16 protein-coding genes are annotated in these 18,657 nt (G+C 62.1%); 7 read left to right on the top strand and 9 right to left on the bottom strand.

Annotated features, from left to right (window positions below; translation table 11 throughout):
- The first annotated feature begins 20 nt into the window (after positions 1 to 20).
- The 3 genes from QQL76_RS15385 (at position 21) to QQL76_RS15375 (ending at position 4,160) form a co-directional block, all read left to right on the top strand.
- On the top strand, positions 21 to 1,424 hold the full coding sequence (locus tag QQL76_RS15385) for a DUF2793 domain-containing protein (protein WP_499208412.1): 1,404 nt from the start codon (positions 21 to 23) through the stop codon (positions 1,422 to 1,424).
- Between the two features lie 221 nt (positions 1,425 to 1,645).
- Positions 1,646 to 3,421, top strand: a complete 1,776-nt coding sequence (locus tag QQL76_RS15380; protein WP_499208411.1) for a glycosyltransferase family 4 protein — start codon at positions 1,646 to 1,648, stop codon at positions 3,419 to 3,421.
- Positions 3,405 to 4,160, top strand: a complete 756-nt coding sequence (locus QQL76_RS15375) for a glycosyltransferase family A protein (protein ID WP_499208410.1) — start codon at positions 3,405 to 3,407, stop codon at positions 4,158 to 4,160. Before QQL76_RS15380 ends, QQL76_RS15375 begins: the two co-directional genes overlap by 17 nt.
- Before the next feature lie 10 nt (positions 4,161 to 4,170).
- On the opposite strand, the gene QQL76_RS15370 is transcribed toward QQL76_RS15375, so the two are convergent.
- The 4 genes from QQL76_RS15370 to QQL76_RS15355 all read right to left on the bottom strand — a co-directional run bounded on the left by QQL76_RS15370 (position 4,171) and on the right by QQL76_RS15355 (position 9,244).
- Complete coding sequence (locus QQL76_RS15370; RefSeq protein ID WP_499208409.1) at positions 4,171 to 4,560, bottom strand: RNA-binding S4 domain-containing protein; 390 nt, start codon at positions 4,558 to 4,560, stop codon at positions 4,171 to 4,173.
- A gap of 9 nt (positions 4,561 to 4,569) precedes the next feature.
- On the bottom strand, positions 4,570 to 7,614 hold the full coding sequence (locus tag QQL76_RS15365) for a helicase-related protein (RefSeq protein WP_499208945.1): 3,045 nt from the start codon (positions 7,612 to 7,614) through the stop codon (positions 4,570 to 4,572).
- Positions 7,615 to 8,037: 423 nt separating this feature from the next.
- The gene (locus tag QQL76_RS15360) at positions 8,038 to 8,298 is read right to left on the bottom strand and encodes a membrane lipoprotein lipid attachment site-containing protein (protein WP_126007831.1); all 261 of its coding nucleotides are present in this window, start codon (positions 8,296 to 8,298) and stop codon (positions 8,038 to 8,040) included.
- 88 nt (positions 8,299 to 8,386) lie between these two features.
- A complete protein-coding gene (locus tag QQL76_RS15355) occupies positions 8,387 to 9,244 on the bottom strand; it encodes an alpha/beta fold hydrolase (RefSeq protein ID WP_499208408.1) in 858 nt (285 codons plus the stop codon).
- A gap of 194 nt (positions 9,245 to 9,438) precedes the next feature.
- Between QQL76_RS15355 and QQL76_RS15350 the strand changes: the two genes are divergently transcribed.
- Entirely contained in the window at positions 9,439 to 10,005 is a 567-nt protein-coding gene (locus QQL76_RS15350) for a methyltransferase family protein (protein ID WP_499208407.1), read from the top strand.
- On the opposite strand, the gene QQL76_RS15345 is transcribed toward QQL76_RS15350, so the two are convergent.
- A complete protein-coding gene (locus QQL76_RS15345) occupies positions 9,954 to 10,892 on the bottom strand; it encodes a LysR family transcriptional regulator (RefSeq protein WP_499208406.1) in 939 nt (312 codons plus the stop codon). The two genes, QQL76_RS15350 and QQL76_RS15345, sit on opposite strands and share 52 nt — an antisense overlap.
- Before the next feature lie 128 nt (positions 10,893 to 11,020).
- On the opposite strand from QQL76_RS15345, the gene QQL76_RS15340 reads away from it, so the two are divergent.
- Together QQL76_RS15340 and QQL76_RS15335 are read left to right on the top strand one after the other, a co-directional pair.
- Complete coding sequence (locus tag QQL76_RS15340) at positions 11,021 to 11,971, top strand: VOC family protein (protein WP_499208405.1); 951 nt, start codon at positions 11,021 to 11,023, stop codon at positions 11,969 to 11,971.
- Complete coding sequence (locus QQL76_RS15335; protein ID WP_499208404.1) at positions 11,968 to 12,588, top strand: alpha/beta hydrolase; 621 nt, start codon at positions 11,968 to 11,970, stop codon at positions 12,586 to 12,588. Before QQL76_RS15340 ends, QQL76_RS15335 begins: the two co-directional genes overlap by 4 nt.
- A gap of 86 nt (positions 12,589 to 12,674) precedes the next feature.
- On the opposite strand, the gene QQL76_RS15330 is transcribed toward QQL76_RS15335, so the two are convergent.
- Positions 12,675 to 13,709, bottom strand: a complete 1,035-nt coding sequence (locus QQL76_RS15330) for a YihY/virulence factor BrkB family protein (RefSeq protein WP_499208403.1) — start codon at positions 13,707 to 13,709, stop codon at positions 12,675 to 12,677.
- Positions 13,710 to 13,777: 68 nt separating this feature from the next.
- Between QQL76_RS15330 and QQL76_RS15325 the strand changes: the two genes are divergently transcribed.
- Positions 13,778 to 14,386 (top strand): GNAT family N-acetyltransferase, encoded by a 609-nt coding sequence (locus QQL76_RS15325; protein WP_499208402.1) that lies wholly within the window; start codon positions 13,778 to 13,780, stop codon positions 14,384 to 14,386.
- A 186-nt stretch (positions 14,387 to 14,572) separates the two neighbouring features.
- Here the strand turns inward: QQL76_RS15325 and QQL76_RS15320 are convergent, their stop codons facing one another.
- Genes QQL76_RS15320 through QQL76_RS15310 form a run of 3 tightly spaced genes read right to left on the bottom strand, consistent with a single transcriptional unit; the run spans position 14,573 to position 18,208 of the window.
- Positions 14,573 to 15,637 (bottom strand): ABC transporter ATP-binding protein, encoded by a 1,065-nt coding sequence (locus QQL76_RS15320; RefSeq protein ID WP_404863549.1) that lies wholly within the window; start codon positions 15,635 to 15,637, stop codon positions 14,573 to 14,575.
- Positions 15,630 to 17,213, bottom strand: coding sequence for an ABC transporter permease (locus QQL76_RS15315; RefSeq protein ID WP_499208401.1), 1,584 nt, complete (start codon positions 17,211 to 17,213; stop codon positions 15,630 to 15,632). The genes QQL76_RS15320 and QQL76_RS15315 overlap by 8 nt, the downstream gene beginning before the upstream one ends.
- The gene (locus tag QQL76_RS15310; RefSeq protein ID WP_499208400.1) at positions 17,210 to 18,208 is read right to left on the bottom strand and encodes an iron ABC transporter substrate-binding protein; all 999 of its coding nucleotides are present in this window, start codon (positions 18,206 to 18,208) and stop codon (positions 17,210 to 17,212) included. The genes QQL76_RS15315 and QQL76_RS15310 overlap by 4 nt, the downstream gene beginning before the upstream one ends.
- Between the last annotated feature and the right edge of the window lie 449 nt (positions 18,209 to 18,657).

Genomic DNA, 18,657 nt, shown 5'->3' with positions numbered 1-18,657 from the left:
GTTAAATAAAGGGGAATTCTATGGATCGAACGACTAACTTGAAAATCCCCTATATTCTTATGGCTCAGGCACAGAAACATGTCACCCATAACGAAGCTCTACTTCTGATCGACGCGCTCATGCAGATGGGTGTGCAAAGCAGAGCAATGAGTGAACCCCCGGCAGACCTTGCTGATGGCGCGCGCTTCATCGTGCCGGAAACAGCTGCCGGCGCCTGGATCGACCAACACGCCAAGATTGCAGCTTGGCAGGATGGCGGGTGGCGGTTCTACCAGCCGGTGGAAGGCTGGATCGCGTTCTGCTCGAACGAAAATCGGCTTCTCGTTTTCCATGAGGGGTCGTGGCAGGTCCTGGAATCCAGCATCGATTTTGCCGAGCGTCTTGGGATCAATGCCACGGCAGATGGACCCAACCGCCTGGCGCTTGCAGGAGATGCATCGCTCTTCAATCATGAGGGCGCCGGTCATCAGGTGAAGATTAACAAGGCGGCAGCGATCGACACAGCAAGCATCCTCTATCAGACCGGCTTCTCGGGGCGTGCCGAATTCGGGTTGACCGGCGATGACGATTTCCATCTTAAGGTCTCCGGTGACGGGGAGACTTTTATCGAAGCCATGGTCGTGCAATCGGCCACTGGGGTGGCATCATTTCCGTCCGGCATTTCCGGCGTGCGCGAGCGGCTCGTCGCTCCGCGGACGCTTTTTGTCGCATCGAGCGGATCCGACGCGGCGGATGGACTGAGCCCCGATACGGCCTTCGCGACACTGCAGCGGGCGGTGGATGCAGCCCATATGCTCGACTGCATGACGTTCGACGTCACGATCCAGCTTGGCGCGGGAACGCATTCTGGTGCAGTCGTGCTGCGCCCTCTCGTCGGCGGTGGGCTGTTGCGTATCGAAGGCTACGACGCGGATGCGTCGACCGTCGTCGTCTCTTCGAGCATCCTTGCCGGTGGTGGCGCCCGGGTCTTGGTGTCCGGCATCCGCTTTGTCATGGCGTCACCCTGGATGAGCGCGTTGACGGTCCAGGAAGGCGCGATGCTGACGCTCGGAGTGGTGGATTTCGGACCTTGCGGTGCGAACGGATCCCACATTGCCGGAACCGGCTTCGGCCAGATCAATTTCCTTGGGGACTATACGATCTCCGGCGGTGCATTGAGGCATTTCAACCTGTCCGGCCATCTCATGGTCACGAGCAACAATCAGACGGTGACGCTGCTCGATGATCCCGCCTTCATCGAGGAATTCGCGTTCGTCTCCAACGGGGCGGTTCTTTCGCTTTGGAACGCGACGTTCTTAGGTATGGCGACCGGGCGGCGCTATACGGCCACGACCAACGGCACCATCAGTCTATTTGGAGCAGGCGAAGCATTTTTGCCGGGCAACGGCGCCGGGATCGTCACTGCGGGAGGGATTCTCGCATAGATCGCGCAGAAATTAAGCGAGAATCGAGGTCCCGCAGCCCTTCGGACGCCGTCGGGTTGCGTGCCGTTCCAGTCCATGCATGGATGTGATCGTTCAAATCCGCATGCACCGAGTCGGGGCTGGCGGTCAGTTCGAGTAGACGGTGCATGACCCAATCCTGGGCCCCGGTGCGTTTTGTCCGGCAGAGGTTTACGCAATCCCTCTGGCGTCAAATCATTGTTTTGTCCGGATACTTCGATCGTGACTGGTATTTGCTCGCCTATCCAGACGTGCTGCGTACCGGGCGGGATCCGCTCGATCATTTTCTGCGGCATGGTCACGAAGGACGCTCACCGGGGCCGCGTTTCGATGCGGCTGCCTACCTCGCGCATTATGAGGTGAAGGGGAACCCGCTCGTCCACTATCTAATGCATGGCCGTCGCAAAGGGTTTGAAGTCCGACCGCCGGCGCCGAGTGAAGCGGATCGAGTAGTTGCCTCGGGTTTCTTCGATGCGAAATTTTATCTGGAGACCAATCCCGACGTTCGGCGGGCCAACTATCCGGCGCTCCTTCACTACATGCTTCATGGCGCGCTGGAAGGTCGCTCGCCGGGTCCGGATTTCGATGCGCAATGGTATCTCATGCGCAATCCCGACATCGTGGGCATGCACCCGCTTTTACACTACATCGACTATGGCCGTTTCGAAGGGCGCAAGCCGCGCCGTCCGGATGGTGCGCTGAAGGCCGCGCGAGAAGCCATCGCCAGCGTCGAGGATCTCGACGTGGCGCTTTATGGCGCGGACTACTTCGCGCATGCGGATTATCTGGAAGTCGTCGATGGAGCGGCACACAACCGGCTGGAGCGGGCACTGACCGCGCTTGTCGACCAGATCGAGCATGTGCCGGAACGAATTGTTTTCATGCCCTGGCTCGTGCGCGGAGGTGCCGAACGCGTGGCAGCCCATGCGGTGCGCGCGATGGCCGAGCGGCTGGGGCCCGAAAGGGTTCTCGTCATCCTGGCCGATTACGACCTGGAAAGTGCCCGCGACATGATTGCGCCGGATATACCGGTTCTGTCCTTCTCGCGCGTCGATCCGGATCTCTCTCATGATGAGCGGGTGCGTCTGGTCGAGCTTCTGGTCCGGGGATTTCGTCCCGAGGCGATCCTCAATGTAAACAGCCGGGCGTGCTGGGACGCAGTCCTAAAAAAAGGACGTGTGCTTGCCCGCTATACGCGGCTCTACGGGGCGCTCTTCTGTGCGGATTTCACGCCGGATGGGCGACGTGCCGGCTACAGCGATCTCTATCTGCGCGACTGCCTGGCGCATCTTTCAGGCGTCTATTTCGACAACGCCGCCCATCGCGCCGAGCTGATCCAGTCTCTCGGCATTCCGGAATCGCTTGTGTCGAGGCTTGTCGTGGCGCGCCAGCCGGCTCCTGCGGGTCGGGTTTTGCCACAACGAAAGTCAACGGGTCGGCAAAGGGTCATCTGGGCGAGCCGGCTCAGTCGCCAGAAGAACATCCCGCTCTTGCTTCGTATCGCTCGTGCCGTGCCTGAATTCGATTTCGAGATATTCGGCAAGGGCGATGTGGAGCACGAAGCCATGGTGACGGAGGCCGCACGCGAGATCGTCAATCTTCGTTACCACGGTGCGTTCGACGACTTCTCGGCGCTGCCGCTGACGGAGGCGGATGTGTTTCTCTACACGTCGCATTGGGACGGGCTGCCGAACATCCTGCTGGAGGCGGGGGCATGCGGGCTGCCTGTCGTTGCGCCGAATGTCGGAGGGATCAGCGAACTGATCGACGACGACACGGGTTACCTCATCGACGATCCCGATGCGCTGGAAGGCTTCGTCTCAGCCTTGCGCGCAATCGGACGAGATCCGGCCGAAGCCAGGCAGCGGGCGGGGCGGCTGCAAAAGCGCGTCGCGGATGTGCATAGCTGGGCGGGCTATGTCCGTATGCTCGAAGCCGAGCCGAGACAGGGAGGGCTGTTGCATGTCGATGGCGCCTGACATCACCGCCGTTCTCAATGCACATCGCGAAGGTCTGCTTGCCCATGCATCGCTCACCAGCATGAAGCGGGCCATCGCCGCTGCAGCCGAAGCGGATATCCGTGTCGAACTCCTATGTGTTCTCGATCGCGGCGATGATCTGACGCGCGCAGTCATCAAAGGCGGGCTCGGGCAAGACGATCGCCTGATCGAGGTTGCCTATGGGGATCTCGGCCGATCGCGCAACACTGCCGTCGAAGAAGCGCGCGGCGCCCATATCGCGTTTCTGGATGCCGACGATTTCTGGGGAACGAGCTGGTTGGTGCGCGCTCATGCGGAAGCGACAAAGCGGTCCGACCCCATCGTGTGGCACCCGGAAGTCTGCGCGTTCTTCGATGGCACCAAGCACATTCTGCACCATGTGGACATGGAGTCACCGTCCTACAGGCCCGTGGTGCTGATGGATCAGAATTACTGGACGGCGCTGAGTTTTGCCCGACGCAGCATTTATCTGGACACGCCCTATCCGCCCTCGGATATTCCAGGGGGTGTTGGGTTCGAGGACTGGGCCTGGAACAAGATGACGATCTGCAAGGGCGTCCTGCACAAGATCGTGCCCAACACCGGTCACGTCATCCGGCGCCGGACCTTTTCGCTTTCGCATGTGACGGTGGCGTCGCAGGCGGTGCCGCATTCGATGGGCTATCTGCGCCATCTTGTGGAAAGCAGGCAGCGTTCGGCAAAGTCCAAGCAGCGGTGACGCGGAAGCGTCAGTCGCCCGAGCCTTCTCGCCACATATCCATTTTGCGCCGCTCGCGCTTTGTCGGACGGCCCGTTCCGGGTTCCCGAATGGGCGCCAGGGCCGTGGGCAGGCTGTCGGCCGATTTTTCCACGACGGGTGTGAGGTCCTCGTAGAGGGTCCGCGCTTCTTCTGCAGGGCCGCGACGAATGCCCGGCGCCGATATCTTCAGAATGCGCACAGTTCGATCGAGCGTGATCGTCAGCGTATCACCGAGGCGAACCTGGTGGCTTGCCTGGTCGATCTTGTCGCCATTGACCCGGATGCGTCCGTTCTGGGCGAGCTTTGCTGCCAGGGTACGTGACTTGACCACACGCGCGAAGAACAACCACTTGTCGATGCGCTGGCGGTCTGCGGTCATTGGCGCCTGCTACTTCCCAAGCTTGTCCTTGAGGGCTGCGAGCTTCGCGAAGGGTGAATCCGGATCAATCGGACGCTCCTTGCGGGGTGGCCGCGCCGCCATAGGCGCCGGACGCTCCGCATCCTTGCCCTTGCGATTGCCGGGGTGACCGCCGCGCTTGTCCTTGCCCTTGCCGCCCGGCGCATGATTGTCGCGGCGACGATGCTGCTGCTTGTCGCGTGCCGGCTGTTCGCCGCCTGCAGGCGTGGCGCCGGCCTCGGCAGTGCCTCCAGCAGGACGACGTCCACGACCCTGCTTCTGGCGCTGCGGCCGCTGCGTCTCCGGCCGGTTGCCGGCCGGTCGCCAGAGCAGCACGGGCTTCGGCTGCTCTTCTTCGCCTGCTTCGGCCGCGGCAACTGGTTCCGCCGGCGCTTCTGCGGCAGGGGCGGAAGCTTCGGTTTCCGTGGATGCCAATTCGGACGCTGGCTCGTCGCTGGCCGGCGTCTCCTGATCGTCGGTCGCGGTAGGCTGTGTCTCGGCGTCGGAAGTCGTTTCGGAAGGAGCCTCGGCGGCCTGTTCTTCGCTCGGCGCTTCCTGCCGAGCCAGGTAGGTGGCGGCCTCTTCGGCGCTCACTTCATCTGCGCGGTAGCCGAGGCCTTTCAGGATTTCTTCGATATCGCTGACCGTTGCGCCGAGAATCGACAGCATGGCGGGCGTCGTGGTGAAGCGGCGACCATCGTAAGCGCCTTCCGGACGACTGCCCGTCCCTGGCTTCCAGTTGAGGGCCGGGCGGATCAGGTCTGCCAGACGCTCGAGGATATCGATGCGAACGGCACGCTTGCCGAGAAAGCGGAAGCCGGCGAGCTTGTAGAATGTGCGCTCGTAGCCGGGTTCGGTGACAACGGAGGTGCGGCCGGCAGCGAGGGCGGGGATGAGCTCGCCATAACCCGGCTGATCGATGCCGTCGTTCTTTAGCGCCCAGAGCAGCGTGATCAGTTCCGCCGGCGCCGGCTTCAACAGGGCCGGCATGAAGATATGGTAGGCGCCGAAGCGCACGCCATAGCGGCGCAACTGGGCACGGGCATCCTGATCGAGCGCCTTGACGTCATCGGCGACATCGCGGCGGAAGAGCACGCCGAGCGCCTCGACCAGCTGGAAAGCGAGGCCGCGGCCGAGACCGTCGATGTCCTCGGCGCGCGACAGATCGTCGAGCGGCTTGAGGACCGTTGCGATGTGGTGCTGAACGAAGCGCTCGATGCGTGCAGCCACATGGGTGCGTGCCGTGCCGCTCAGATGATCGTCGGCCAGAAGCACCACGCGCGGACGCAGCGTGTCGTCGCCTGCGGTCAGGCGGGCAATCGGTTCGCCGACCCAGCGCACGGTCGCATCGGAGCCGATCGCGAAGTCGCTGTTGCCGGCGGCGTACAACCGCGCGGCGCGTGCTTCGTATTCAATAGACAGTGCCTTTTGCGCGGCGCCCAGGACAGCCTTGGCGTCCGGCCCCTCGGCTTCGCTGTCGGGGGTAAACCGAAAGCCGGCGAGCTGGCCGACAAGATGGCCCTCGACATAGACGTCGCCATCGACACTGATTTGAGCTTCGAGCATTGCATTTTCTCTCAGGCGCTTCATGAGAACGGATGTCCTGCGGTCAACGAAGCGTTTCGTCAACCTTTCGTGCAGAGCATCAGACAGACGATTCTCTATTTCTCGAGTCTTTTCCTGCCAGTGTGTCGGATCGGCAAGCCAATCCGGGCGGTGGGATACGTAGCTCCATGTCCGAATTTGCGACACACGGGCGGAAAGCGTGTCTATTTCGCCATCGGTGCGGTCGGCGCGGCGGACCTGCTCGGCCATGAAGTCTTCGTTGACCGAGCCGAGCTGGACAAGATCGGCAAAGAGCGTCGCGATGAGGTCGGCGTGCTGTGCGGGCGCAATTCGGCGATAATCGGGCAGGGCGCAGGCGTCCCACAGCCGGGCAACGCGCTCGGGCGTGGTCGCAAGATCGCGAATTTCCGGATAATTCACCAGATAATCAAGCGCCTGTTGATCGACCGCGGGCAGGGCGCGGGTCAGGCCCTGGGTGGGTGGCAGACGGTCGAGCGAGCGACGCAGCGCCTGCAGATCGGCAAAATCCATGTCCTTGCTGCGCCATTGCAGGATGCGAACGGGATCGAAGACATGCGCTTCGATGCGCTCGACGGTTTCCTCGCCGAACGGATCGACCCGACCCGTGACGCCAAATGTGCCATCGCGGACATGGCGCCCCGCGCGCCCGGCGATCTGGCCGAGTTCGGCAGGGTTCAAGGGTCGATACTGATAGCCGTCGAACTTGTGGTCCTGCGCAAACGCCACATGGTCGAGATCGAGATTGAGGCCCATGCCGATCGCATCGGTCGCCACGAGATAATCGACATCGCCGTTCTGGTAGAGCTCGACCTGCGCGTTGCGGGTTCTCGGGCTGAGCGCGCCGAGCACCACGGCTGCGCCGCCGCGCTGCCGGCGGATGAGTTCGGCAATCGCGTAGACTTCATCGGCGGAGAAGGCGACGACGGCGGAGCGTCGCGGCAGGCGGGTGATCTTGCGCGCACCGGCATATTGCAGCTGTGACAGACGTGGACGCTCCACCACCGTCAGGCCGGGCAGCAGCTTTTCCAAAATGCCGCGCACGGTGTTTGCGCCGAGCAGCAGCGTTTCATCCGTTCCGCGCAGATGCAGAATGCGGTCGGTGAAGACATGGCCGCGCTCGAGATCGCCTGCGAGTTGCACTTCGTCGATGGCAACGAAGGCTGCGCCGGTGCGGCTCGGCATGGCTTCGACCGTGCAAACCGAGTAACGCGCCTTGGGCGGAACGATCTTTTCCTCGCCGGTGATCAGCGAGACGTTCTGTTCACCCACCCGGGCAGCAATCCGTCCATACACTTCCCGCGCCAGCAACCGCAAAGGCAGGCCGATGACGCCACTGCCATGCGCGATCATGCGCTCTATCGCGTAATGCGTCTTGCCCGTGTTGGTCGGTCCCAGAACCGCCGTCACGCCCCGGCCGGAAAAGACGGGAGGCTGGCTTTTCTCGGGCATCCGACGGTCGGATGTCACTGGTGAGTGGGGCAAGGCGTCCTTCCTGCCCGAAACCGGACGTGGGCTTGGCAGCGCTCCATATGGGGCTGTTGCCGCCCGAATGCGAGCAGGTCCGTCGGACGCCAAAAGACCAAGCACGATCGAGCCATCTGGAACAGGCGCGGAACGAAAGAACGACGAATCGCTGACTCTAACGGATTCCGGGTTTGTTCACCGCAACATCTATGCTGCGTGGCGGCTGGCGCGTCTAGATCGTGAATCTTTTGAAGCATTTGGCGGTTGATGTTGTCCGCACAGGCGGATGCGGGCGAGGACTCCGAATCGAAAGGGAGTCAAGCCATGCGGTGAAGGTGACGGGCCAGGTCGTCAGAAAGGGATCGGCCGCGAAAGCGCCCGATCCCGATGAGCAATAAACCGGCTTTCTCAGTAGCCGCGTGGACAGGCTGCCACATACCGGCGGCCGTAGCTGTCGCGATAGTAGCACTGGCCCGGCTGTTCGGATGCGCGACCGATCAAGGCGCCGGCTGCGCCACCAAGCGCTGCGCCAACGATCGCGCCTTCGGTATCGCCAACAGCCCCGCCGACAGCGCCACCAGCAACGGCGCCGATCACGGCACCTTCCTGGGTCGGGGTGCAGGCAGCCAAGGCGGCAGTCATAAGGATTGCAGACAGGATCTTCTTCATTTTGGTTTTCTCCGAGCGTCCCACTCCAAAAGTAATTACGGCAAGCTCTTGTTCCGTCAAGGAGCAGGCTGACAGAGACTTTTGCCTGTCAGGCGCGGCGCAGGTTCAATCGCTCCGCCCGGAGCACGAGTTCGGCATCTCGAACGAAGGCGTTCAAAAGGGGATTGAACAGCTGCGGCGCGTGCCAGAATGCGGCATGACCCGTTGCGGGTATCAGGTGGGAGCGATCACGCCACAGATTGGCGAAGGGGATCGTTTCGAGATAGCTCAAGCGAACAAATGGATCGAGCACGCCGTTGACGAGCGCGATCGGCATCTGCGACGTCTCCACCAACCGGCGCTGGTCGGCGCCGTGTCCATGCATGAGGCTGCGCAGGAAATTGACGCGCAGGCGTCCGTCCGTGCGCGCAATCATCGTCAGGAATGCCGGGTCGAATGAATCGCCGAAGCACAATTGTGCAAACCGCGTCACGTCACGTTCGGAGAAGTGGCGCTTGGAAGTGAGCAGGATGTCGAAGCTCGGCTGAAAACCGCGCAGCAGTCCGAGCGGGCCGAGCGAGACAGGAGGCGTACCCGATAGCAAGAGAGCGACCGGGATGCTTGTGGTTGCAGCGATCTGCAGCGTTACATGGCCGCCTAGCGACCAGCCGAAGAAGACGGCTCGGCTGACGCCAATCGACGTCAGGACTTCCGTGACGACGCCGGCCAAACCCTTCAACGTGTAGGTCTTCTCCGGTGTTGCGGCGTCGGAGGACAGGCCATGGCCCGGAAGCTCGATGGCCACCAAGCGGTGATGGCTCAAGATCGGGTCTGCGAACTGACGATGAAAGACGTCGATCGAGCTGCCGGAGCCGTGAAGCAGAACGATCGGCAAACCGTCGCCGCCGGTGTCGCGCACCCGCAGCGACGCATCGCTTGTGGTTATCATCCGATCGATTGGCGCCATGGCCATTGTCCCATTCAGTAGCGTCCCATGTTGACACGAGGCCCTCTAGATTTCGTGTAAGGGAATGGTCAAGGAACCGTTAGCAGAACGACATATTACGGTTGTGTTCAGAAAGCTGTGCTACTTCAGCATGTTGCGCTTGCCATCCCTCAGCACCCCGGTTAGCGTCCCAAAACCGCGCCAGACAGTCGTTGATGATGAACAGTCAGACCCTCCTAGATCTCGCCAGCATTCTTCTCGGCCTCGTCGTCGTCGGTCAGTTCACCTGGGCGATGCGGTTTCACTTCACCACCGAAAAGATGCCGCCTGCCGCGAAGATGATCTCCGTGATCAGCATCGCGATGATCGCCCTCTTCATCTATCTGCTGATGACGCGCGTGCAGCCGGTCGGGGCTCATGTGGCCGGACTTTTGATGATGATCGGGGCATCGTTGCTGTTCGTCAGTGCGATCCGAGCATCGAAAAAGGCGCGGCTCTGGTATGTCTTCGAAGGCCGTAGCCCCAACACGCTCGTCACCGATGGGCCCTACCGATACCTTCGTCACCCGTTCTACGTGTCCTATCTGGTTCTGTGGTCCGGCTGGGCACTGACCACGTTCTCTCTCGTCTCGATCCTTCCGGTCATGATCATCGCGCTCGTCTATATGCGGGCGGCAAAGGGCGAGGAGGCGACCATTGCCGCCTCGCCGCTGGGGCATGACTATGCCGCCTATAAGCGGCGCGCGGGTTTCTTCTGGCCCAAATTCGGCAGCTCTTCCTGATCGGCGGCAACCGCGTCCTCGATGAAGCGCGTAAACGCATCGACCTTTGCCGGTAAGCGCTCATAGGGCGGATAGAATGCCGTCAGCCAGATCATCTCGGGTGGCCAATCGGGAAGCACCTGCACCAGCCGACCGTCGCTGAGCGCCTCCTCCATGATGAAGCGCGGCAACAGCACGATGCCTTCGCCGGCGGTTGCCAGATCCGCCAGAAGCTCTCCGTTGTTGCAGGCAAGCTTTGAGGCGATGCTCACATCGGCTCTCTCGTCGCCATTGCGCAGGCGCCATATCTGCGGATCGTTAGAGTTGGAATAGGCGAGACAATTGTGCCGGGCGAGCTCCTGTGGATCAGTGGGGCTGCCGCGCCTGGCAACATAATCCGGTGACGCTGCGAGCACGCGGGGCACCTCGCAGATCTTGCGCCAGATGGTGGAGCGATCGGTGGGCGGGCCCGAGATGCGCAGGGCCATGTCGTAGTCGTCCCGCAAGATGTCGACGAAGCGATCGGTCAGGTCCATGGCCAGCGTCAGGTCCGGATAAAGGATGCGAAATCGCGCGATCGCATCGGGAAGGAACCGCATGCCGAAGGACAGCGGGGCGCTGACCTTCAGCGTGCCGCGCAGGGTATGCTGTTCGTCGCGCACCGCGTCTGTCGCCTGGTCGATCTGGCGAATGGCCGTGCGCATGCGGTCTGCGTAGATGGCGCCGGGTGCGGTCAGTGCCACCTTGCGCGTGGTGCGCACGAACAATTGCACGCCGAGCTCTTCTTCCAGCTCGGCCACCTGCCGCGTGACCACAGATCGCGACAGGTTCAGCGCCCGCGACGCATCGGCGAAGCTCGAGCGGTCGGCAACCTCAAGAAAGATCCGGCTGCGTTCGAGATGCCCCATGACTGCCCTTCTGACTGTTCTGAATTCCGCAACAGATAATGGCAGATTATCGTACTAGCAAAGACAGTGGAACATCGCGACATTGGGTCCAACAGTCCACATGCCCTCTAAGGCAGAAAGGAATTCCGATGTTGAACGAGATCAGAGGCCTGCACCACGTCACGTCGATGGCTGCAGATGCGCGCGAGAACAATCGCTTTTTCACCGACACGCTCGGCCTGCGCCGGGTTAAGAAAACCGTCAATTTCGACGCGCCCGATGTCTATCACCTGTATTATGGCGACGAGGTCGGCACGCCGGGTTCGGTCATGACCTATTTCCCGTTCCCGAACATCCGCCGCGGTCGCCCGGGCACGGGTGAAGTCGGAACGACCGTCTTCGCCGTCCCGCAGGGTGCGCTGCCGTTCTGGAAAGAGCGGTTCCAGAAGCTGGGCGTCAGTGGCCTCAAGGAAGAGGAACTCTTCGGCGAGAAGCGCCTGAATTTTGCCGGGCCCGATGGTGACGGTTTTGCGCTTGTTGAGACAAGCGACGACGACCGCCAGCCCTGGACCGGCAATGGCGTTGGTGACGATGTCGCGATCCGCGGGTTTCACTCTGCCGCCATGCGGCTGCGGGACGATGGCGCGACCGGCGAACTTCTGAAGTTCATGGGCTATAGCGAAATCGAAGCGCGCGACGGCGTTAAGCGGTTCGCGATCGACGGCGGCAACGGTGCACATCGCATCGACATCGAAACCATGCCGAACATCGCCCATGCGGACCAGGGTGCCGGCTCGGTGCACCACATCGCCTTCGCGGTCGACAATCGCGACAGCCAGCTGGCGGTGCGCAAGGCATTGATGGACACGGGATACCAGGTGACGCCGGTAATCGACCGGGATTATTTCTGGGCGATCTATTTCCGCACGCCCGGTGGAGTCCTCTTCGAAGTCGCCACCAACGAGCCGGGCTTCGAGCGTGACGAAGACCGGGCGCATCTCGGTGAAGCGCTCAAGCTGCCGCGCCAGCACGCGCATCTTCGCCCGTATCTCGAAAACACGCTGCAGAAGATCGACGGTGCAGCGGGAGCTGCGGCATGAGCCTGCAGTCCTACAAGCATCGCATCCGGCCAGGCGCGCTGGGTGCGCCGATCCTCTTTGCCTTTCACGGGACGGGCGGCGACGAGAACCAGTTTTTCGACTTTGCCGCCCGGCTGATGCCACAGGCAACGATCGTTTCGCCCCGTGGTGATGTGTCGGAAGGTGGCGCACTGCGCTTCTTCCGCCGCAAGGCCGAAGGTGTGTACGACATGGACGATCTGGCGATCCGGCGGGATGCTCTCGCTGCGTTCGTCGCTGCGCATCGCGATGAGGCGAAGGCGGGCGCCGTCTACGGCCTCGGCTACTCCAATGGTGCCAATATCCTGGCAGCCATGATGCTGGAAAACGGTGCGCTCTTCGACGGTGCCGTGCTCATGCATCCGCTGATCCCGTGGGCGCCCGCGGCCAATGCGGCTCTCAAGGACCGGGACATCGTGATCACGGCCGGCCGTCGCGATCCGATCTGTCCGCCGGCCGAGACGCAGGTGCTGGCCGATTACTTCTCGGCACAGGGCGCAGCGGTCAAGCTCGAATGGCACGAGGGCGGGCATGACATCCGTCCGAACGAAGTTGAGGCCGCGCAGGCTTTCGCTTCTCGTCTCGGGGTCAGTGCCTGAGTTCAGAACGTGTTCGACACAACGCAACGACGTGGCCTCGTACTGAAGCCGCGTCGTTCTTGTTTCAGGCAGACTTGGATTTGGCGTCAGGCAGGCCTGGCTTCGCCAACCGTGTCTGCCACGACTGCTCCCCGCTCGCCCATCCGACGGCCTGGACCGACTGTCGTGTCGTTCAAAGTCTGGTGCTCGATCTCGGCGTTCAATTGTGCGCCGACCAGCAGGATGATGACCGAAATCCAGGTCCACGTCATGAAACCGATGACAGCGCCGAGCGAGCCGTAGGTGGCGTTATAATCTGCGAAATTCTGCAGGTAGAAAGAGAAGGCGGCCGAGGCAGCGATCCACACGATGGTCGCAAGCACCGAACCGGGGACGAGCCAGCGCCATCTCGCAGGCCGCCTGCTTGGGCCGAAACGGTATACGAGCGTGATGCCGACCGCGATCATGGACAGAAGGATAGGCCAACGCAGCCATGCGATCATCAGATCGGCCTGACGTTCCAGCCCCATGAAAGCGATGATCGCTGGCACGACACCAACCGTGAAGATCAAGGCGATCGCCACCATTAGACCACCGAGCGTAAAGACTGCGGAGAGGAGGTTGAGCTTGATGAAGCCGCGCTTTTCCTCCTCCGCATAGACGATGTTCATCGCGTCGAAGAGTGTCTTGATGCCGTTGTTCGCACTCCACAGGGCGATCATGAGACCGAGGATGAAGCCGAAGCTGAGCGCGCTGACATCCTGAGTGGCCAGAGCGTCCAATTGGGTCTCGATGATATCGAGCCCACCGGCAGGCAAGAGCGATCCTATGAAGGCGATGTGGTCGGCGACGCTGACGGGGTTGGCGACGAGGCCATAGAGCGACACGAACGCGGCAAGCGCGGGGAAAAGTGCCAGCAGCAGATAAAAGGTTGCGCCTGCTGCCACAAGCATGATGCGATTGGCGCCTATGTTGTTCCAGATGCGCCATGCCACATCGAGCCAGCCGTGTCGGGAAAGCTGCATCGGGTGGTCGGCACGACGTCCGCGCGAAATGTGCGCACCATCGGTCCGCTCTTTGTCCTGCTTGGCAGCGGTGGAAGCATCGATGATGCCGGTGCGTTCGTCGCCAAAATCGCTCACGCTGGTGTCCCCGGTTTGGTTGGCGCGATGTTTCGCATGTTGGTAGGATCAAGGTCCGGAGGGAAGGAATGTTCCGAACGCGCATCGCAGATGATCTGGATTTGCTGGTGCGCACCGTCGAGCCGGCGGACAAGGCGCATCTTCTGGCCGGGTTTTCCCATCTTTCGGAACGGTCGAGGTTCTTCCGCTTCCTGGGCGGTGTCACGCGGCTTTCCGAAAAGGATCTCGCCCGCTTCACTGCTCGATCCAACTTCGAGCACTGTGCGATCGGCGCGCTGAACATGAGCGTCGTTCCGCCTGACCCGGTCGCCATCGCGCGTTATGAACGGCTCGATACCGATCAGGAAAGCGCAGAGATGGCCGTGACCGTCATCGATGCCTATCAGGGTCGTGGAGTAGGCCCGTTGTTGATCGGCGCCATCGCCTTTTGTGCGGCGGAAGCAGGGATCAAGCGGTTCGTGGCTTATGTTCATCCGGAAAATCGCGGGATGATCCAGCTGATGATCTCCCTCGGCGCGCATATCGCGGATGCGGCCGAGGGGGAGATCACGTTCGACATGCCGCTGCATCGAGATGCAGGAGGCTATCCGGATACGCGGGCAGGAAAGCAGATGCGGCTGGCTTACGGTCTGATGGCGCATCATGCGCCGGAATCAGCCGCTCGTCCGACGGGGTAGTCCTGATCTTTGTGCGTCGTATCAGCTCAGGCCGAGGAACGACAGGATGGCGATGACGATGACGACGAGGCCGACGATGTAGATGATGCTGTTCATTGTTTTTCTCCTTGCATTTCGACCGGGAGAACGACGGCCTGCGACGTTGGTTCCATTCGCAAATGGTAAAACACCGGCATAAGTGGCGATTCACGAGTTTTCTGCGACGGCCTGTTCGAAAAGGGCAACGGGCTCGGATGTGGTCAGCCGCACCGGCGTGCCGATCGTCAGCAAGCTGTTGGTCGCCGCGATCGCCATGATCTCGGTTCCGCCGACGCGGACCCAGTAAAGTTGATCGTGGCCGCGGAACTCGCGGCCGATGACGACGCCGTTGCCATCTTCTGCAGGCGTCAGCACGAATTGCTCGGGTTTCACCGCCAGTCGCACATTGCCGTACATGGTCCGGTCGATGGCGAGGTCGCCGAAATCCGTCTGGGCGAGGAATCCGTTCGCGCAAGCGGGAACGATGTTGGAACGGCCGATGAAGCGCGCGACGAATTCGTCGGCAGGGCGCCGATAAACGTCATCGGGCGTGCTCATCTGAAGGATCCGGCCCGCATGCATGACAGCGATGCGGTCGGCAAGCGCCAGCGCCTCCTCCTGATCATGCGTCACCAGAATGGCTGCGGACCCGGCCTGCTTCAGGAGCCGGCGGACTTCCTGGCGGGTCTCGACCCGCAAGGCGGCATCGAGATTGGAAAAGGGCTCGTCGAGCAGAACCAGAGGCGGTGCCGGCGCTAGCGTGCGGGCGAGCGCCACGCGCTGCTGCTGGCCGCCCGATAGCTGATGCGGCATCCGCTCGGCGAGATCGGCGAGGCCGACCATCTCCAGCATCTGCGCCGTTCTCTTCCGTTGATCGGCAGCTGAGGCGTGTCGCAATCCAAAGGCGACGTTGGCCGCAACGCTCAGATGCGGAAAGAGCGCGTAATCCTGAAAGACGAAGCCGATGCCGCGCTTTTCTGGTGGCAGGTTCGTCACATCGCGGCCATTGAGGCTGATCGTGCCTGCGTCCGGCCGCTCGAAGCCGCCGGTCAGGCGCAGCGTCGTGGTCTTGCCGCATCCCGAAGGACCGAGAAGCGCAATGAGTTCGCCCGGCATGACCTCGAAGGACACGCCGGCGACTGCGGCGCCGCGCGCCGACGGAAAATGCCGCACGAGATCGCGCGCCGCGAGCAGCGGTCCCGAACTCCGATCAATGTCAGCTGTTTCAGTCATGTTTTGCTTCATGCCTGAGAACGACCCCGACAAACAAGCCGGAAAAGATGATGATGGCTGCGGCATAGGGTGCCGCATTCACCAGCATGCCCTCAGATGTGCGGCTGAACAGCGTAATCGCAAGCGAACGGTATCCGGTCGGGGCCAGCAGGAATGCGATCGGCAGTTCCTTCATGGCGATGACGAAGACGAGCACCATGCCGCCGATCACGCCGCGCCGGATCAGTGGGAACACCACATGCGCGACGACCGAAAGCGGACTGTAGCCGAGCGAGCGTGCCGCTTCCTCAAGCGACGGGCGCGCGAGGTACAGCGCCGCGCGGATCGGTCCAAGCGCCAGCGCCAGGAAAGCTAGCGAATAGGCGATCACAAGCAGCAGATGCGACTGATAGAGCGGCCGTGCGAAGCCGAGCGAGATGAACACGAAGGCAAGCGCAAAGGCGAGCGGTGGCACCGCATAGCCGATGAAGGCCAGGCGGTTGATCGCGCTCGACAGTGGCGACGGATAGCGCACCGCCATGACGGCGACGGGCAGCGCGAGCGCACCGGCGAGCAGGGCGGAGGGGACCGCCACCGACACGGAATGCCAGAAGCTCGTCAGAAGCGCGGGCAGGCTCGGCAGCAGGGGCTCGGCCGAAAGCCAGAAGGCAAGAACCGATACTGGCAGGCCGAGCGAGGCGAGCGCCACGAGGGCGATGAAGCACCAGGCGGCTACGGACGGGAGCGTGCTGAGCGAGGAAAGGCTCGATCGCACGCCGGAGCCGGTGCCGGTGCGGGCGAAATGGGCACCTTCGCGCAGCTTGCTCTCCCACCAGATGACCGAGACCGCGATGGTGATCATGATCAATGCGAGCCAGGCGGCATAGATGCGGTCGTAGGCAGCGGCGTATTGCGTGTAGAGCGCGTAGGAGAAGACCTCGTAGCGCATCAGCGCAACCGCGCCGAAATCGCCAATCACATAGAGGCCGACGACGAGCCAGCCGGAAAACAGCGCCGGGCGCAGATAGGGCAGCGTGACGCGGAAAAAGACCTCACGGGGTGACGCGCCAAGTGCGCGCGCGCTCTCTTCGAGGCTTGCATCGATGCTGCCGAGCGCCGCGCGCAAATTCAGATAGATGTAGGGATAGGTGTAGAGGCTGAGAGCGAGCGTCGCGCCGAGCCAGCCTTGCGGCCTGGGAAAGGTCCAGCCGAAGAGCGTATTCATGAAGCCGTAATAGCCGGATAGCCCGATCAGCGCATAGGCCATCACGTAGCCCGGAACCGCCAGCGGCAACACAACCAGAATATGCGCGATGCGCCGTCCCTTCAGGCTCGTGCGCGTGGTCAGCCAGGCCAGCGGCGCGGCAATCGCGGTCGCGAGAATGAGCACGCCGGCGACGAGTGCTGTCGTGTTCAACAGCAGTTGGCCGGTACGGGGCCTGAAAACGAGAGAAGCGACCGTGCCGAAATCGGCCTCGGTCGCGCGCAGCACGAGGTAGAAGATAGGGACCAGCATCGCCAGCCCCACCAGAATGGCGGGGATGACGAAGATGGCGGGCGCCGCGCGTTTGCGGCCGCCCGTCACAAGGGTTGTCACAGCAAGCCGACCTCACGGAGCAGGTTCAGCGTGCCTTCCAGATCGTCGATGTCGTTCAGGTCGAGCGGAGGCGATGCCAGGATGACGTCCTCGATGTTCGGCTCGATGCCGGCATTGTCGGCACCTTCAATGACACCGTATTCCTGATTGTCCTGCGCGAAATAGGTTTGGGCTTCTTCGGACAGGAGGAAGGCGACGAACTCTTCGGCCGCTTCCTTGTTGTCGGACGAGGCGAGAACGCCTGCGCCGGCCGCCATCAGCAGATTGCCGGCGTCGCCATTGGCGAAGATCGACTGCTCGACCGGGAAGGCGGCATCGGCAGCCTTCTGGCGCAGAAGGTAATAATGATTGACGAGGCCGAAATCGACTTCGCCGTCGGCGATCGCCTGAAGCTGCGACGCGTTGTTGGAATAGACCTGCGTGTCATTGGCGATCATCGCCTCGAGCCAGGCCTTGGTTTCTTCTTCGCCGAGCAGCACGCGCAGCGCGGTGAGATGCGCCTGGAAGGAACCGTTGGTCGGCGCCCAGCCGACGCGGCCGCGATACTCTTCGCCGGTCAGGTCAGTGATCGACGTCGGCAGCTCGCCTTCTTCGACACGCTCCGGCGAATAGACGAATGTGCGTGCACGTGCCGAAGCGGCAACCCAGCGGCCTTCGTCATCGCGCAGTGTTTCAGGAACGTTGGCCAGCACCTCTTCCGGCAGCGGCTCGAACAGTTCGCCGACGGCGCCCAGAGCACCCGGATCCTGTGCCCAGAACACATCCGCCGGGCTCTGCTCACCTTCTTCGGTGATCAGGACGGCCATCTCGGCGGTTCCGCCATAGCGGACTTCGACTTCGATGCCAGTCTCTTCGGCGAAGCGGTCGATGATGGGCTGCGCGAAGGCTTCGCCACGGCCGGAATAGATCGTCAGTTCCTGTGCGCTCGCAAGCGTTGGCAGCGATACGGCCGCAAAGGCAGCCGCGGCGATCAGCGATCGGGTCGTCTTGGACATCAGTGTCTCCCGTTATGTTGTCTGTCCCGGTCTGCGGGATGGAAGCCACCCCGAGATTTCTCCTGAAGCAGGCTGCTTTGAGCGGCCCCCTCTGTTGAGGCGTCGCTACAATACCTGACAAATATCGTCAAGTAATATCCGCGGCACGAAGAGCGGCGCATGCGACTGCTTTGGGAGGGGTGGCGATTAGCACCAGGCCGGCAGACCATCCCTACCTATATAGTACGCGCATACCCGCACGTGCTGTTCGGACAAGTCACCTTGAAGCGCCAAGGCGGGGAGCCTGCACACTCAACAGGCAGCGCTAGAAAGCAGGCAGCGTCGGCGCATTTTTTGTCGCCAAAACGGGATGTTGGGACATTTTCTTGCAAGGTGCGAAAACTGTCATTTTTCTGCAAAATGGCTGTTGACCGGAACGAATAGCTCGGACTATAACCCGCTCACCAACG

Source organism: Rhizobium albus (genome assembly GCA_030160035.1).
Taxonomy (GTDB): domain Bacteria; phylum Pseudomonadota; class Alphaproteobacteria; order Rhizobiales; family Rhizobiaceae; genus Georhizobium; species Georhizobium albus.
Note: the sequence above shows the minus strand (reverse complement) of the source record. Positions and strands in the feature narration are given on the sequence as shown.

Coding starts and splice junctions, on each gene's coding strand:
- QQL76_RS15320 (WP_404863549.1), bottom strand. CDS start 15,637: ATGACTGAAACAGCTGACATTGATCGGAGTTCGGGACCGCTGCTCGCG.
- QQL76_RS15355 (WP_499208408.1), bottom strand. CDS start 9,244: ATGGCGCCAATCGATCGGATGATAACCACAAGCGATGCGTCGCTGCGG.
- QQL76_RS15370 (WP_499208409.1), bottom strand. CDS start 4,560: ATGACCGCAGACCGCCAGCGCATCGACAAGTGGTTGTTCTTCGCGCGT.
- QQL76_RS15325 (WP_499208402.1), top strand. CDS start 13,778: ATGTTCCGAACGCGCATCGCAGATGATCTGGATTTGCTGGTGCGCACC.
- QQL76_RS15340 (WP_499208405.1), top strand. CDS start 11,021: ATGTTGAACGAGATCAGAGGCCTGCACCACGTCACGTCGATGGCTGCA.
- QQL76_RS15350 (WP_499208407.1), top strand. CDS start 9,439: ATGATGAACAGTCAGACCCTCCTAGATCTCGCCAGCATTCTTCTCGGC.
- QQL76_RS15335 (WP_499208404.1), top strand. CDS start 11,968: ATGAGCCTGCAGTCCTACAAGCATCGCATCCGGCCAGGCGCGCTGGGT.
- QQL76_RS15360 (WP_126007831.1), bottom strand. CDS start 8,298: ATGAAGAAGATCCTGTCTGCAATCCTTATGACTGCCGCCTTGGCTGCC.
- QQL76_RS15375 (WP_499208410.1), top strand. CDS start 3,405: ATGTCGATGGCGCCTGACATCACCGCCGTTCTCAATGCACATCGCGAA.
- QQL76_RS15365 (WP_499208945.1), bottom strand. CDS start 7,614: ATGCCCGAGAAAAGCCAGCCTCCCGTCTTTTCCGGCCGGGGCGTGACG.
- QQL76_RS15385 (WP_499208412.1), top strand. CDS start 21: ATGGATCGAACGACTAACTTGAAAATCCCCTATATTCTTATGGCTCAG.
- QQL76_RS15345 (WP_499208406.1), bottom strand. CDS start 10,892: ATGGGGCATCTCGAACGCAGCCGGATCTTTCTTGAGGTTGCCGACCGC.
- QQL76_RS15310 (WP_499208400.1), bottom strand. CDS start 18,208: ATGTCCAAGACGACCCGATCGCTGATCGCCGCGGCTGCCTTTGCGGCC.